The organism is Streptomyces sp. NPDC050636, assembly GCF_040654775.1.
GTDB lineage: Bacteria > Actinomycetota > Actinomycetes > Streptomycetales > Streptomycetaceae > Streptomyces.
In genome coordinates, this window is record NZ_JBFAIP010000016.1 from 77,320 (window position 1) to 93,559 (window position 16,240).

10 protein-coding genes are annotated in these 16,240 nt (G+C 71.0%); 6 read left to right on the top strand and 4 right to left on the bottom strand.

The genetic code is table 11. The features are described 5' to 3' along the window. Positions 1–5: 5 nt before the first annotated feature. Positions 6–1,199, bottom strand: a complete 1,194-nt coding sequence (locus tag AB0I10_RS15915; protein ID WP_363153040.1) for a glycine C-acetyltransferase — start codon at positions 1,197–1,199, stop codon at positions 6–8. A gap of 77 nt (positions 1,200–1,276) precedes the next feature. Further along, entirely contained in the window at positions 1,277–2,305 is a 1,029-nt protein-coding gene (tdh, locus tag AB0I10_RS15920; protein ID WP_363153041.1) for an L-threonine 3-dehydrogenase, read from the bottom strand. Between the two features lie 455 nt (positions 2,306–2,760). Between tdh and AB0I10_RS15925 the strand changes: the two genes are divergently transcribed. Both AB0I10_RS15925 and AB0I10_RS15930 read left to right on the top strand, forming a co-directional pair. Continuing rightward, positions 2,761–4,224, top strand: a complete 1,464-nt coding sequence (locus AB0I10_RS15925) for a S1 family peptidase (protein ID WP_363153042.1) — start codon at positions 2,761–2,763, stop codon at positions 4,222–4,224. A gap of 171 nt (positions 4,225–4,395) precedes the next feature. Continuing rightward, a complete protein-coding gene (locus tag AB0I10_RS15930; RefSeq protein ID WP_363153043.1) occupies positions 4,396–7,197 on the top strand; it encodes a hypothetical protein in 2,802 nt (933 codons plus the stop codon). Between the two features lie 44 nt (positions 7,198–7,241). Here AB0I10_RS15930 and AB0I10_RS15935 read toward each other — a convergent pair whose 3' ends face one another. Then, positions 7,242–8,033: a VOC family protein gene (locus tag AB0I10_RS15935; RefSeq protein ID WP_363153044.1), complete on the bottom strand. Its 792-nt coding sequence runs from the start codon at positions 8,031–8,033 to the stop codon at positions 7,242–7,244. Between the two features lie 154 nt (positions 8,034–8,187). On the opposite strand from AB0I10_RS15935, the gene AB0I10_RS15940 reads away from it, so the two are divergent. Further along, on the top strand, positions 8,188–10,671 hold the full coding sequence (locus AB0I10_RS15940; protein WP_363153045.1) for a SpoIIE family protein phosphatase: 2,484 nt from the start codon (positions 8,188–8,190) through the stop codon (positions 10,669–10,671). 113 nt (positions 10,672–10,784) lie between these two features. Next, the gene (locus AB0I10_RS15945) at positions 10,785–10,979 is read left to right on the top strand and encodes a hypothetical protein (protein ID WP_363153046.1); all 195 of its coding nucleotides are present in this window, start codon (positions 10,785–10,787) and stop codon (positions 10,977–10,979) included. A gap of 96 nt (positions 10,980–11,075) precedes the next feature. Here AB0I10_RS15945 and AB0I10_RS15950 read toward each other — a convergent pair whose 3' ends face one another. After that, on the bottom strand, positions 11,076–12,866 hold the full coding sequence (locus AB0I10_RS15950; RefSeq protein WP_363153047.1) for a glycoside hydrolase family 15 protein: 1,791 nt from the start codon (positions 12,864–12,866) through the stop codon (positions 11,076–11,078). Positions 12,867–13,054: 188 nt separating this feature from the next. Between AB0I10_RS15950 and AB0I10_RS15955 the strand changes: the two genes are divergently transcribed. Together AB0I10_RS15955 and AB0I10_RS15960 are read left to right on the top strand one after the other, a co-directional pair. Beyond that, positions 13,055–13,861: an SAM-dependent methyltransferase gene (locus AB0I10_RS15955; RefSeq protein ID WP_363153048.1), complete on the top strand. Its 807-nt coding sequence runs from the start codon at positions 13,055–13,057 to the stop codon at positions 13,859–13,861. Then, positions 13,858–15,990 carry an EAL domain-containing protein gene (locus tag AB0I10_RS15960; protein WP_363153049.1) on the top strand — a complete coding sequence of 711 codons (2,133 nt, stop codon included), beginning with the start codon at positions 13,858–13,860 and terminating at the stop codon, positions 15,988–15,990. Before AB0I10_RS15955 ends, AB0I10_RS15960 begins: the two co-directional genes overlap by 4 nt. The last annotated feature ends 250 nt before the right edge of the window (positions 15,991–16,240 follow it).

Consider the following 16,240-nt stretch of genomic DNA (forward strand, 5'->3'; position numbering starts at 1 on the left):
CGGCGTCAGCCTCGCAGGGCGCCCCTCGCACTCACGAACGCGTCCACCGCACGGTTGACGTCCTCGGTGGAGTGCGCCGCCGACAGCTGGACGCGGATCCGCGCCTGTCCCTGCGGGACCACCGGGTAGGAGAAGCCGATGACGTAGACGCCGCGTTCCAGCAGCAGCTCCGCCATCCGGGCCGCCTCGGCCGCGTCGCCGATCATCACGGGCGCGATGGCGTGCTCGCCGGGGAGGACGTCGAAGCCCTCCTCGGTCATCCGGGAGCGGAACAGCGCGGTGTTGTCGTTGAGGCGTTCACGCAGGTCACCCGCCGACTCCAGTAGGTCGAGCACCTTCAGCGAAGCGGCCGCGATCACCGGGGCGAGGGTGTTGGAGAAGAGGTACGGGCGGGAGCGCTGGCGCAGCAGGGCGACGATCTCGGCACGGGCCGCGACATAGCCGCCGGAGGCGCCGCCGAGGGCCTTGCCGAGGGTGCCGGTGATGATGTCGACGCGGTCCATCACATCGTGCAGCTCGGGGGTGCCGCGGCCACCGGGGCCGACGAAGCCGACCGCGTGCGAGTCGTCGACCATCACCATGGCGCCGTAGCGGTCGGCGAGGTCGCAGATCTCGTTCAGCGGCGCCAGGTACCCGTCCATGGAGAAGACGCCGTCGGTGACGACGAGCGTGCGGCCCGCGCCCTCCGCCTCCTTCAACTGCCGCTCCAGGTCGGCCATGTCGCGGTTGGCGTAGCGGAAGCGGCGGGCCTTGCAGAGCCGGATGCCGTCGATGATGGAGGCATGGTTGAGGGCGTCGGAGATCACCGCGTCGTCCGGGCCGAGCAGCGTCTCGAAGACACCGCCGTTGGCGTCGAAGCAGGAGGAGTAGAGGACCGTGTCCTCCTGGCCGAGGAAGGCGGACAGCCGCTGTTCCAGCTCCTTGTGCACCTCCTGCGTACCGCAGATGAAGCGTACGGAGGCCATGCCGTAGCCCCAGCGGTCCAGGGCCCCGTGGGCGGCTGCCACGACCTCGGGGTGGTCGGCGAGGCCGAGGTAGTTGTTGGCGCAGAAGTTGAGGACCTCACCGGGGCGGCCGCCCGCGGTGACGTTCACGGTCGCGGACTGCGGTGTGCCGATGACGCGCTCGGGCTTGTGCAGGCCGGCGGCGCGGATCTCGTCGAGGGTGCCGCGCAGCTCGTCGCGTACGGAGTCGAACATGGGGAGCTCCAATAGGGGTGCGGTGGGCGAGTGAGCCGAAGGGGCTGTTGCGCCCCGGAGGTGAACCGAGCCAGAAGTCAGGCAGTCCAGTCGAGGATGACCTTGCCGCCGCGGCCGCTCGCCGCGTCGTCGAAGGCGGCCTCGAAATCCTGGTACGGATAGCGGCCGGTGATCACGGGGGCCAGGTCGAGACCGGCTTCGAGCAGCACGGACATGGCGTACCAGGTCTCGAACATCTCCCGGCCGTAGATGCCCTTGATCGTGATCATGGAGGTGACGATCCGGGACCAGTCGACGGGGAACTCCTGAGACGGCAGCCCGAGCACCGCGATCCGCCCGCCGTGCGTCATATTGGCGATCATGTCCTGCATCGCTTCCGGTCGGCCCGACATCTCCAGGCCGATGTCGAAGCCCTCGCGCAGGCCCATCTCGCGCTGGCCGTCCGCGATGGAGGTCTCGGCGACGTTGAGGGCGAGGCTGACGCCGACCTTGCGGGCGAGTTCCAGGCGCGGCTCGCTGACGTCCGTGATCACGACATTGCGGGCGCCCGCGTGCCGGGCGACGGCCGCGGCCATGATCCCGATCGGCCCGGCACCCGTGATCAGCACATCCTCGCCGACCAGCGGGAACGACAGCGCGGTGTGCACGGCGTTGCCGAACGGGTCGAAGACGGCGGCGATGTCGAGGTCGACGGGGACCCGGTGCACCCACACGTTGGCGGCGGGCAGCGCCACGTACTCGGCGAAGGCGCCGTCCCTGCCGACGCCGAGGCCGACCGTGGCGCGGCACAGATGACGGCGCCCGGCGAGACAGTTGCGGCACTTCCCGCAGACGAGGTGGCCCTCGCCGCTGACCAGGTCGCCGGCCTTGATCTCGGCCACATCGCGGCCGGTCGCCACGACCTCGCCGACGAATTCATGACCGACCGTCAGCGGGGTGGCGATGGACTGCTGGGCCCAACCGTCCCATGCGCGGATGTGCAGATCCGTACCGCAGATGCCGGTGCGCAGCACCTTGATCAGTACGTCGCCCGCGCCGATGGCCGGTTCCGGCACATCCATGAGCCACAGTCCGGGCTCCGCCTTCTGCTTGACCAATGCCTTCAACGCGACGGCTCCCGTACGTGAGTGTGCTGTGACGTCACGGGGGCCCGTCCCGGCCGCCCGATCTCCGGCAGGAAATCTTCCGTATGCGGGCCGTCCGGTCCATCGAGGTTTTCTTAATCACGGTCACAGCTGCCCTTTACGCCACCTCGGGGCGTCGCCGGGGCGGCGGCACCGGGAACGTGGCGCAGGGGACGCAGCGAGGTCGGATGATCGCCGGCCGCTACCGGCTCGCCGGCGGTCTGGGGTCTGGGGCATTCGGAAGAGTCCGGGAGTGTAAAGGGTCGCCGCGGGGAGCGGCGGAATTCATCAGACCTTGAGTGCCCGTGAGACCGGGGCGGGCCGGGCTACGTAGGACTGGGTGGCAACAGCGCACGGGCGCCGAAGCAGCAGATCGCCCGTTCCCGTGTGCTTCCCGTGTGTCCCAGCTGGAGGTCAGTGAATTGAGCCACCGACATGTGAACAAGCGGACCGGCGCCATCGCCGGAGCCGCCGCGGTCGCCATCGCGGCAGCGGCGATCCTGCTCCCCAACGCCAACGCCAGTACGGACAAGCCGGTCCTGCGGACCTTCACCGCCCAGTCGGCGACGCAGCTCGCGACGTCCCTGAAGGCGGATCTCGGCGACAAGAGCGCCGGCTGGTACCTGGACGGTGAGAGCGGCCACCTCGTCATGAACGTCCTGTCGGCGGACGACGCCGAGAGCGTCACCGGCAAGGGGGCGGTCGCCAAGGTCGTCCGGCACAGCATGACCGCGCTGAAGGCCGGCGCGCGGACACTGAGCGATACCGCCGCGGTCCCCGGCACCGCGTGGTCCATCGACCCGAAGACGAACAAGATCGTGGTGCTCGCCGACAAGACGGTCACCGGCGCGAAGATGGCCACGCTCACCAAGGCCACCGGCGGGATGGGCGACTTGGTGACCGTCAAGCGGTCCGCGGGCGAGTTCAAGCGGTACGACGGCGGGGGTGTCGGCAACGGAAGTGAAGGCGGTCAAGCCGGTCAGGGCGGGCAAGGCGAGGGCGGGCAGCAGGGGGCCGGTGGAGCCGGCGCGGCCGGCGGGTCGGGCGAGGACGGCGGTGCGGGCGGCGGGGACGCCGCCGCAGGGCCGATCGGCGGCAGTGCGATCTTCGGTGGCAACGCGCGCTGCTCCCTGGGCTTCAATGTCACGGTCCAGGGCGCACCGGCCTTCCTCACGGCGGGCCACTGCGGCAATGACTCGAAGACCTGGTCGGCCGATCAGGCAGGCAGTCAGCCGCTGGGCACGGTGCAGGACTCCCAGTTCCCCGAGACCGACTTCGCCCTGGTCACGTACGACGACCCGAATGCGCAGCCGGAGAGCGCGGTCGACCTGCAGAACGGCAGCACCCAGCAGATCACCAAGGCCGCGGAGGCCGCCGTGGGCATGAAGGTGCAGCGCTCGGGCAGCACCACGGGGCTGACGGACGGCACCGTCACCGGTCTCGACGCGACGGTGAATTACGGCAACGGGGACATCGTCAACGGGCTGATACAGACGGATGTGTGCGCGGAGCCCGGCGACAGCGGAGGGGCGATGTTCTCCGGCGACTCGGCCGTGGGACTGACCTCCGGCGGCAGCGGCGACTGCACACAGGGCGGCGAGACCTTCTTCCAGCCGGTGACCGCCGCGCTGGAGGCCACGGGCGCCGAGATCGGGGCCGGTGGGGGCGGAGACGCGGGTGCGGGCGGCGGAGACGCCGGTGCGGGCGGCGGCGACGCGGGTGCCGGGGAGCCGGGCGACGGTGGTGTCGAGGAGCCGGGTGACGGTGGTGCTGCGGACGCCGGTGCCGGAGAGCCCGGCACGGGCACGGAAGACCCCGGTGCCGGTATCGAGGACCCGGGTGCCCAGGACCCGGGAGCCGGCGCCGATCCCGGCATGGACAGCGGCGACTCGCTGAACTGACCGGCCACTACCGCCAGTCGACTGCGCGTCAGCGGCCCTGTCGGCCCTCAACGGCGAGGGAAGGCGGGGCCGCTGGGCAGTACGGGGCCCCTGAGTGTGGCGGAACCATAGCGACCGCCCGCGGAGCGGTGTCAGAATACCGGCCCTACTCCGACCCTCCTCAGGGACACCATGGCGTCGAACGAACTCGATTCCAATATCCCCGTCTTCCGCGGAGCCGGGCATCTGCTGCGTCTGATCGCCGACCTTGTGCGCCGGCCACGGCGCCGGGAGTGTCCGGAGCCGGTGCGCCACCGCGATGTGGCGCAAGGGCGTGAGGGCCTGCCGGTGGTCTGCCTGGTGGGCGGGCACGACCACACCCAACTCGCCAAGGGCATCAGCTACTTCCTCAGCCATGCCGATCCCCGCCGGGTGCCGCACTGCCTGCACGATCTCCGTGCGGAAGCCGCGGCGTCGCACCCGACCTCGGGCCCGGAGTCCGTCGAAGCGGTGCGCCACACCCTGGAGCGGCTGGCGCAGGGCTTCGCCCGCAGCGTCAACGGCAGCGACGGGCAGGTGCGTTTCCGCAGGTTCGGCCTGGTCAACTGGCTGACGCAGTCGAGCGCGGGCGGCGGTCCCGGCTACACGGGCGGGATGGAGGGCAATGACCACTCGCTGCTTCAGGGACTGCGGGAGCGGGAGTTCCGGCGCCGGCGGCTGTTCGGGCTGCTGCGGTCGCCGGAGACCGAGCTCGCGGTGGACGGCAATGTGCCGTGGTGGGTATGGCTGTTCGCGGTGCATGTCTTTCCGCTCGCCTGGTTCCGGATCCGCCGCGGGCTCGGGCGCGAGTACCGGTGGCTGCTGAACCAGCCCTATCTCGCGCCGCGCGACCCGGGCACCTTCATCGGCTTCGCCGAGCGGCTGACCGCCCCGCACCACCAGGTCGAAGACCCGGAGCAGTTACGCAAGTTGATGGTCAACGCCTTCCTGGAGGATCTGCGCGTCGCGTTCCGCCGGCGCATCTGGCGGCCGGGGACGGCCCGGCGCACCGCCTACTGCGTGGCGCTGCTCGACGGCGTGGCCGCGGACAACTGCGGCTATCCGCTGCTCCGGACCATCATCGACGTACGCAACGAGACGGGCGCCTTCGACCCGCTGCTGGTCATCACCTGCGGCGCGGAACCGCCCGCCGAGGGCACCCAGGTCCGGGCCGACTGGGGCCACAGCTCGCTGTGGGAGCTCACCGACCGGCTCTACGGAGGCTGGCGGGACACCTTCCTGCACCAGGGCCGGGCCCGCAACCGCGCGCCCTGGTATCTGCCGGTCACCGTGCCGCAGTTGATGCCGCCGTCCGAGGAGCAGTACGAGCTGACACGGCGGCTGGAGGTCGCCCAGGACGCCCGGCTGCGGATTCCCGAACCGCCGCTCTGGGCGCGCCGGTCGATGTCCGTCCTGGCGGTGTGCTGCATCACCGTGGCACTGCTGGGGACGGGCGGGCTGCTCTGGGGCCGGGAGAGCGGCTACCGGAAGGTGCACTGCGGGCTGAACCGGTTCGAGGACGACGCGGACACCTTGCGCACCGCGGCGACCGGCGAGTGCATCGGGGTGGCGCGGCACGGTTTCACCTTCCACTCCCCCGACCCGCAGCTCAACAAGACCCTCGGGACCATCTACGACCAGAACCGCCGGGCCGAGCAGGCACACCAGGCGGCACCGGCCCGTCCGCTGGTCACACTCGTTCATCTGTCCGCGCTGCTGAGCAGCTCGGGGAAGCCGACCGGGCAGCTCGCCTACGGGCGGGAGGCGCTGCAGGGCGCGGCGAGCGCACAGTCCCGGCAGCTGCGGAGCACGGGCGCCGCGGAGCCGATCCTGCGGATCTTCCCGGCCAACGCCGGATCCGGGATGCGCTTCGGCACGCAGGTGGTGGAGATCCTGGAGGGGCTCAAGCGGCAGGATCCGACCATCGTCGGGGTCACCGGCCTCGACCAGAGCCGGGAGGCGACCAACCGGACGATACGGAAGCTGACCGCGGCGGGGCTGCCGATGGTGGCCACGACCCTGTCCGCGGACTCGCTGGTGCGGCAGTCCCCGATGTATTTCCAGGTGTCGCCGCAGAACACCCGGGAGGCGGATGTGGCCGCGGCCTACGCCGATCACGTCGTCGGGAAGGGCAAGGCGAAGCCGGAGCGGCGGGTCCGGGTCATCGGCTCCGCCGATCCCACCGACACGTACAGCAGGAACCTCAGCGACGATGTCGCCAAGCGCTTCCGCTCGAAGGGGTTCGTGGTGGAGAGGACCTCCTTCGCGCCGCCCCCGGCGCCGGGCGCGGAGCCCTCCTCGGACGCGCCCGGCCCTGGGGCGGTCGGCCAACGGAGCTGTTCCTACCGGGGGTTGGTGTTCTTCGCGGGGCGTTCGGAGGACTTCGAGTCGCTGCTCGGCGGGATCAACGAGTCGTGCAACTCGGCCCCGCCCACGCTCATCGGCGGCGACGATGTGGCGCGGCTGGCCGCCGACGCGGACCGCCGTGCGCACTATCCCGGAATCCCTTACGACTTCCTGGACTTCACCCTGGGCTCGGCGCGCTGCGACGGCACCAGTGAGCTGTACGCGGAGCTGAGCAAGCTGTTCCCCGAGGAGTGCGGGAAGGTCGCGAGTTCCTCGCTCGACGGCCATGCGGCGCTCGGCTTCGACGCCGTCAAGCTCTACATCAACGCGGTCAAGCAACTGCGCGAGGATGCCCCGCAGATGCCGCTGACGCCGCCCGCGGTCTGGCATGCGATCAGCGGCGTGCACGGGGACCAGGCGCTCGACGGCGAGAGCGGCGTCATCAGCTTCGGCGGCGATGTGGAGCGCCAGGTCCCGTTGGACAAGCTGCTGTCCGTGCAGCACATCGACGGTGTGGGCCGGCCCACCCAGGCCGGTTTCTGCGGCCGGGTCGGCGGGCGGGCCCAGTCCTCGTGGTGTCCGCCGCTGGAGCCCGAGAAGGGGAAGTGAAGCGCCCGACCCGCGTTTCTTCTACGGGAGTTGGGTGTGCCGGGTCAGGAGGCCGCCGTGACGGTGAAGATGCCGCCGTCCGGGTCGCGGACGACGGCCTGCCGTCCCTGTCCGCCGCCCGGATCGGGTATCGGTTCCACGGGCGTGACGGTCCCGCCGGCGGCCATCGCGGCCGATGTCACCGCGTCGATGTCCCGGACCGGGAAGTGGACGTGCCACTGGGGGCGGACGCGCGGGTCCGGGGCGGCTTCGACGGCGCCGCCGCGCAGGGTGGCGACCGTGTGCTTGCCGTCGCGCACGATGACCTGCTCGTCCTCGTACGCCACCTCGACGCCGCCCGGCCTCCCGGAGGCCCAGCCGAAGACCTCCGCGTAGAAGATGGCGGCGTCGAACGCGTCGCGGGTACGCAGCTCCAGGCAGGCCGGCGCACTGCCCTGCCCGACCGACCAGGCCAGCGTCTGTCCCTCCCAGAAGCCGAAGGTCGCGCCGTCCCGGTCGGCGGCGAGGGCGGCGCGCCCGGGGCCGATCCGGAGCGGCCCGACGGCGACGGTCGCACCGCGCTCGCGGATACGGGACGCGGTGGCGTCCGCGTCCTCGACGGCGAAGTACGCGGTCCAGGCCACCGCGACCTGGATGCTCGGGGCGAGCGCGCCGATGCCTGCGACGGGCTGGCCGTCGACCACCGCCAAGGCGAATTCGTCCCCCAGGCTGGTCGGCTGGAAGGTCCAGCCGAGGACCGTGGCGTAGAAGTCCTGCGCGGCCTTGAGGTCGCGGGCCAGCAGGCTGACCCAGCACGGAGCACCGGGGACGGGAAGGGTGGGGCGTTCGGCCGACATGGCTGCCTCCTGTGCTCAGCGCCCCTTCCCACTCTGCCAGCGAGGACGCGGGGCCGCACCAAGGGAGGCGGGGGCCCGGTCCTGTGGCAGCGCGGTTGTGCACGTCTTGATCCGGCTCGATGCTGTAGATACTGAACCGGGCTGGAATGAGGCCATGAACGCATGGAACGCGGCGGAGAGCGCCGACTTCCGTGGCCCCCTCGACGTCACCAGGGCGGCCACAGCGGTTCTTGATGCCCACGGCCGGGTCATCGGCTGGAGCCCGGCCGCCGAGCGGCTCCTCGGCTACTCGTCGCGCGACATCATCGGCCGGCATGTCGACACCTTCCTGCCGCCCGGTCCGGTATCCGCCGGACAGCCGCCCCCGGTCCAGATGAGCGGCAGCGAGGCCCGTACGGCGCGGCACCGGGACGGGCGGCTGCTGCGGGTGGCGACGACGACCTGTCCGCTGGCCGCGACCGGCGACGATGCGGACACGGAGCCCGCGCGCGTACTGGTGGCGGCCGAACTCGACGGTCTGCGGGTGTGGGAGGCGCGGCAGTCGATGCTGCACGGGCTGGCCACCCAGTCCCCGCTGGGCCTCGCCATCTACGACACCGATATGCGTCTGACCTGGTTCAACGCCACGTACGGCCGGGAGGTCGGGCTGCCGCTGCGGGCCTTCCTCGGCAAGCGGGCCGACGAGCTGTATCCGACCGGCGAGTTCGTCACGGAGGGGTATCCGACCACGCTCCGCGCGGTGATGCGACACGTCCTGTCCACCGGCGAATCGATCCTCGATCTGCATTTCGTCGGCTATCTGCCCACCGATCCGGGCACCGAGCACGTCTGGTCCTGCTCCTACTACCGGTTGCAGGACGCCGACGGCCGGGTGCTCGGGGTGTGCGAGGACGCGTTTGACATCACCGACCGCTACCGGGCCCAGCGGCGGCTGAACCTCCTGGTGGAGGCCGGTGGCCGGATCGGTACCACGCTCGATATGGCCGTCACCGCGCGGGAGATCACCGAGGTGGCGGTGCCGGACTTCGCGGCCGCGGTCACCGTCGACCTGGTGCAGGCCGTGCTGGAGGGCGAGGAGCCGGATCCGGCCATCGGCACGGTGCCCGCCCTCGTCCGCGTCGCGTCCCGCTCGGCCCCGGAGTCCGGCGACGACGCAGCCGGGAGCGGGGACGACACCGCGCGCTCGGGTGACGAAACGGAGCCCGACGGGCCGCCCCCCACCCCGTACCGCGTCGACTACCCGCCCGGCTCGCTCCAGTACCGCAGCCTGTCCTCCGGCGGCATGGTGCGCGAGGAGAGCACCATGGTCGTGCCGATGCGGGCCGGCGGCACCCTGCTGGGGCTGGTCACCTTCGTCCGCGGCGAGCATCCGTCCGTCTTCGACAGCGGTGAGATCGACCTCGCCGACGAGCTGGTCACCCGCACCGCGGTATGCCTGGACAACGCCCGCCGCTTCACCCGCGAGCACACCGCCGCGCTCACCCTCCAGCGCAATCTGCTGCCGCAGCACCTGCCCACCCAGTCCGCGGTCGACCTGGCCTACCGCTACCTGCCCAGCGACAACCGGGCCGGGGTCGGCGGCGACTGGTTCGACGTCATCGGGCTGTCCGGCACCCGGGTCGGGTTGGTCGTCGGGGACGTGGTCGGCCATGGCCTCCAGGCGGCGGCGACCATGGGGCGGCTGCGTACGACCGTACGCGCCCTTGCCACGCTGGATCTCGCGCCCGATGAACTGCTGAGCCGGCTGGACGACGTGGTGGGGCAGTCGGCGCAGGAACAGGCGATCGCGCTCGGCCCGGACGGCGGACCGGGCGGCGGGCCGAACGAGGATGCCGCCACCGGTGTGACCTGCCTCTACGCCGTCTACGACCCGGTCTCGCGGCGCTGCACCATGGCCCGGGCCGGGCATCTGCCGCCGGCCATCGTCGACCCTGAGGGCGGCCTGTACTTCCCGGATCTGCCGCCGGGACCGCCGCTGGGACTGGGCGGTCTGCCCTTCGAGTCCCTGGAGATCGAGCTGCCGGTCGGCAGCCTGGTGGCGCTGTTCACCGACGGGCTGGTGGAAGCGCGCGACCGTGATATCGACGTCGGGCTGGCGACCCTGGGCCGGGTGCTAGGCGATCACCGCAGACCGCTGGAGGAGCTGTGTGACCACGCGCTGGAGGAGTTGCTGCCCGACGGGACGGCGCCCGACGACTCGGCGCTGCTGCTGGTGCGTACCCGCGAGCTGGACACCCGGCAGGTCGCGGCCTGGGAGCTGCCCGCCGAGCCGGCCGCGGTGGGCAAGGCCCGCGAGCTGGCCACCGGGCAGCTGCGGACGTGGGACCTGGAGGAACTGTCGTATGCGACGGAACTCGCGGTCAGCGAGCTGGTCACCAATGCCGTACGGCATGCCGCCGGGCCGCTGCACCTGCGTCTGCTGCGGGATCTGACCCTGCTGACCGAGGTCTCGGACACCGGCCACACCTCGCCCCACCTGCGCCACAGCGCGAGCGACGACGAGGGCGGGCGCGGGCTGTTCATCGTCGCGCAGCTCGTCCAGCGCTGGGGCACGCGGTACACGCCGTACGGCAAGACGATCTGGACCGAGCAGGCGTTCCCGCCGCACTATCCGGGGGCGCCGCGCCCGGTCGGCTGACCCGCATCCCCGCATCGGCCCGCCGCACGTCGTGCGGGTGTTCGCAGGCAGCCCCATGATGGAACCAAGCGATCGTCCCAGGCGACTCGGCGGCCGCGGACAGAGGAGGATCTGTGACGAGCAACAGCACGGAGAGTTCGGACGAACGAAAGCGGCCGCTTGAGCTGTTCACGGGCAGCGAGCGGCCCTACGACCCTGAGGACCTGGTGAAGGCCTCCGGGCGCGAGCCCACCCCCTCGAACCTCAAATGGGCCAAGCGCCTCATCGACGAGCAGGGGGCCGCCGCCATCGAGCGGTATCTGCCGTGAATGTCCTGACGGCCCACGCCTGAAGGAGGAGGGACGCCCGCTGCCCGGGTGGCCGTGCTGGTGAGCGGTGGCACCTCGGGTGGCGGGCTTCCGCGGTCAGCGGGTGCTGTCGGTGTCCTCGGTGCCCTCGGCGAGCAGGAATGCGGTGTTGACCAGCGCGACATGTGTGAAGGCCTGCGGCGTGTTGCCCAGTTGGCGTCGCTGCGACGGGTCCCACTCCTCCGACAGCAGGCCCACATCGTTGGCGGACGAGAGCACATGTCCGAACAACTCGCGGGCCGCTGCTCTGCGGCCGGTCGCGGCCAGTGCGTCGGCGAGCCAGAACGAGCAGGCCAGGAAGGCGCCTTCGGTGCCGGGAAGTCCGTCGGTCCCGGTGTCGCTCGCGTACCGGCGGACGAAGCCGTCATGGTCCAGCTCGGTCCGTACCGCGTCAACGGTGCGGATCACCCTGGGGTCGTCCGGCGGAAGGAATCCGGTCTTGACGATGAACAGGGTGGCCGCGTCCAGCTCCCGGCCCCCGTAGTGCTGGACGAACACGCCCCGCTCCGGGTCGTAACCGTGCGCGCAGACGTCGGCGTGGATGGTGTCGCGCAGCGCCCGCCAGCGGTCGACCGGTGCCGGGAGACCGGTCGCCTCCGCCATCCGTACGGCGCGGTCCGCGGCGACCCAGGACATGACCTTGGAGTGCACCCAGTGCTTCCGGCCGCCTCGGCCCTCCCACAGTCCTTCGTCGGGTTCCTGCCAGTGGTCACCCAGGAAGGTCATCAACTTCCGTAGCAGAACCCAGACATGACGCTCCATCGGGATACCGGCGATCAGCGCCATGTAGAGGGTGTCGACGACCTCTCCGTAGATGTCGAGCTGGAGCTGGTCGACGGCGGCGTTGCCGAAGCGGACCGGGACGGAGTCCTCGTAGCCCGGCAGCCAGTCCGCCGCGGTCTCCGGCAGCCGGCGTTCGCCCCCGACGCCGTACACGCTCTGCAGGTCCCCGGGGTCGCCGGCGATGGCGCGCACCAGCCACTGCCGCCAGGCCACCGCCTCGTCCCGGAAGCCGCCGCGGAGCAGTGCGGACAGCGTCATGCTGGAATCGCGCAGCCAGCAGAAGCGGTAGTCCCAGTTGCGTTCGCCGCCGATGCGTTCCGGCAGGGAGGCGGTCGCGGCGGCGACGATCCCGCCGGTCGGCTGGTAGGCGAGGGCCTTGAGGATGATCAGCGACCGGACCACGGCGTCGCCCCATTCGCCCTGGTAGCGGCAGCCGGCCGTCCAGCGCTGCCAGGCGTCGACGGTCTCCAGCAGGGCCTTTTCCGGGTCGACGCGGTGACTGTTGTCCAGGTGGGAGGGCTGCCAGCTCAGGACGAAGGGCACCCGGTCACCGGCCGTGACGGTGAATTCGGAGCGGGTGCTGGTGTCATGGCCGAAAGTGTGCACGCCGGGTGCGACGCGCAGCCACGCGGAGTCGGGGCCCGCGACGGCGATCCGGTGCCGGTCGGTGCGCCGCACCCAGGGCGCGGTGCGGCCGTAGTTGAAACGAAGCCTCAGGTCACCGCGCATGTCGACACTGCCGCTCAGCCCTTCCACGATGCGCATGAGGCGGGGCGCGTGGTCGCGCTGCGGCATGAAGTCGCTGACCCGTACGGTGCCGGTGGCGGTCTCCCAGAGCGTTTCCAGCACCAGGGTGTCGCCGCGGTACGCACGGCCGCTGCACCGCCGGGCGTCCACCGGGGCGATCCGCCAGTGGCCATGGCGTTCGTCGCCGAGGAGGGCCGCGAAACAGGTGGGCGAGTCGAAGCGCGGCAGGCAGAGCCAGTCGACCGAGCCGTCCGTGCCGACCAGCGCGGCGGTCTGCAGATCGCCCAGCAGGGCGTAGTCCTCGATTCTTCCGGGCATCGCGACTCCCTCGCCGGCTTCCATTCTCCGGGGCCGGGACGGTCTTCGCGAGCGGCTGGTCCGGCGGACGCCCCGGGGAGTGTCCGGCCGGTTTCCGGTGGTCCGCTTGCATCGGGTATGGGATCGTAGGAGGCTTTTTGTGGGGTGTTCCCTCCTGTTCGGGGCCTCCTGGCGCGAAGGGGTGCTGCATGGCGCGACCGCATTGGGTACCCGAGGGGACGGATCAGGACACGCCGAACGTCGCCCGGGTCTACGACTGTTATCTCGGCGGTTCCCACAACTTCGCGGTGGACCGGGAGTTGGCCCGCAAAGCGATCGCCACGTGGCCGGACCTTCCGCTGATCATGCGCGCCAACCGTGCTTTCCTGCGGCGCGCGGTGCAGTACCTCGCCCAGGAGGGCATCACCCGTTTCCTGGACATCGGCTCGGGGATCCCGACGTTCGGGGCGGTCCACGAAGTCGCCCGGGAGATCCGGCCGGACGCCAGGGTGGTCTATGTCGACATCGACCCGGTGGCCGTACAGCACAGCCGGCTGATCCTGGAGGACGACCCGTTGTGCGAGGTGGTCCAGGCGGACATGCGCGATCCCGAAGCCCTGCTGAAGCAGCCCGCGGTCGCCGAACTGCTGCGCCCGCGCGAGCGGGTGGCGGTGCTGCTGGTGGCCGTTCTGCACTTCGTCCAGGACGAGGAGGACCCCGGGCGGATCGTACGGGTCCTGCATGACGCCGTGCCGCCGGGCAGTGCGCTGGTGCTCTCCCATGCGTCGCGGGAGGCGCGGCCCGACGTGGTCGAAGAGCATCAGGACCTCTACAAGCGGACGCCGATGCCGTTGACCATGCGCTCCAGGGAGGAGATCGTCGCGCTCTTCGAAGGCTTCGAGCCCGTCGAGCCGGGCGTCGTCTATCTGCCCGAATGGCGCCCTGAGCGGCCGGAAGCGGTGGGGCCGCACCCCGAGTTGATGGCGGGCCTCGCGGGAGTGGGGCGCCGGTTGTGAGCACTTCGGCGGCCGGGACCCTGGACGCTCCCTCGGTCCGCTTCCGCGACGCCTGGTCGCGTCTGTTGCGCGAGGACCACGGGGCGGCGATGAGTCCGGGCGTGCTGGGTCCGCTGGTGTCCAGCACCGCGGAACTGCTGCGGCACGCCCATGATGACGATCCGTTCGACGCCGCGCCGGCCGAGCAGGCCGGGGCGCTGCTGGTGGACGCGCACTTCACCGATCCCGCGGTGCTGGCGCGCGCGGTGGGGTTGCTGCAGGAATGGCCGACCGCGGACGACCGCGGACCGGCGCTGACCGGCGCGTTCGCCGCGGGCTGGTCGGCGGCGCTGCGTGAGCGGACACTGCGTGAGCAGGAAGCGATACGGCTCGCCGTCGACTTGGCCCGCAGGGGCGCGGAGAAGGCTCTCTACGCTTCGGAGGCCAGGTTCCGGGCGGTGTTCGAGACGGCCGAGGTCGGTATCGGGATCGGCGACCTGGACGGGAACATTCTCACGGTGAACGCCGCGCTTCAGGAGATGTTCGGCGCTCGCGCCGAGGAGATACGCAACCTCCGCGTCGACATGCTGGTGCATCCCGAGGACGCCCCCGGTGTCTGGGAGACGTACCACGAGCTGGTCGCCGGCAAGCGGAACCACTTCCAGTGCGACAAGCCGTACTACCGGCACGACGGCGAGGTGATCTGGACGCATCTGACCGTGTCGCTGATCCGCGACGAGGACGGCGCGCCCCGCTATCAGGTGGCGATGGTGGAGGACATCACCGACCAGCACCGTATGCAGGAGCGGCTGCGCTATCAGGCCACCCACGATCCGCTGACCGGGCTGCCGAACCGTACGGCGTTCTTCGAGCGGCTGGAGCGGCTCTTCATGAACATCGAGCCGGGTGCCCGCTTCGGTCTGTGCTCGGTGGACCTGGACGGCTTCAAGAGCATCAACGACAGTCTCGGCCATGAAGCCGGCGATCAGCTGCTGGCGGCGGTGGCGGACCGGCTGCAGTCGAGCCTCGCGCCGATGGGCCACCTGGTGGCGCGGCTGGGCGGCGACGAGTTCATTGTGCTGCTGGAGAGCTGCCGGGGCCCGCAGGAGGGGATCGCGGTGGCGCAGACGGTGCTGGGGGCGCTGGCTCCGCCGTTCCTGATCGGTGATCAGCAGCTGGGGGTCCGGGCGAGCATCGGCGTGGTGGAGCAACCGATTTCCGCGACGACTCCCGGGGCAGCGATGCGCAGCGCCGACCTCACGCTGTACCGGGCGAAGAAGGAGGGCCGCGGCTGCTGGACGCTCTTCGACCCCGAGCGCAACGCGGTGGCGGTCAGCCGGTACGCGATGTCGGTACGGATTCCGACGGCGCTGGACCGCGGTGAGTTCTTCATCGAGTACCAGCCGCTGTGCGCACTGTCCGACGGTGCGATGGTGGCGGTCGAGGCGCTGGTGCGCTGGCGCCACCCGGAGCTTGGGGTGCTGGGCCCGGACGAGTTCATCGCCACCGCCGAGGAGAGCGGGCTGATCATCCCGCTGGGCCGCTGGGTGCTGCTGCAGGCGTGCGAGCAGGCGGCGCACTGGGTGGCCCGGTTCGGGCAGGCGGCGCCGCGGATCAACGTCAACCTGGCGGTCCGGCAGGCGCGCAACGCCGGGCTGCTGTCCGACATCGACCGGATTCTGCGGGCGAGCGGTCTGGACCCGGGACATCTCCAGCTGGAGATCACAGAGAGCGCGATGCTGGGCCCGCGGGACCCGGCGCTGCAAGCCCTGCGCGCGCTGGTCGACATGGGTGTCTCGCTCACCGTGGACGACTTCGGTACCGGCTGGTCGAATCTGGCGTATCTGCGGGATCTGCCGGTGTCCGGGTTGAAGATCGCCGGGTCCTTCGTCTCGGACCTGCGGACGCAGGAGGGCGGCGATCCCCTGGGCTGGCGGATCATCGGAGGCATGGTGTCGCTGGCGCATTCGCTGGGGCTGACGGTGACGACCGAGGGCGTGGAGACGGCGGCGGACGCGGAACGGCTGCGGGAGCTGGGCTGCGACTGGGCGCAGGGCTGGTACTACGGCTATCCGGCCAGGCCTGGTGAGATCACCCGCAGGATCGCCGAGGCCATGGGGTCCGGGGCCATGCGGCAACCGGGGTCATGAGGCAACCGGGGCCATGCGATAAATAAGTGTGAATTCAACTATCTCCGGCATATCGGGCAAATGCCCTTGACCGTGGCCCGACGTGCTGTTCATGATGGGGACCTGGCACCGTACCCGCGGACCTCGTTTCCGCATCCCGTACGGACAGCACATTCGCCAGTTGTGGTGGTCGACGCTCACGCGTCCGAGAACGACCCGACGCCTTCGCGTCCGGGGCCGGGCGAACCGGGTGCACATTTCACCCCGCCGC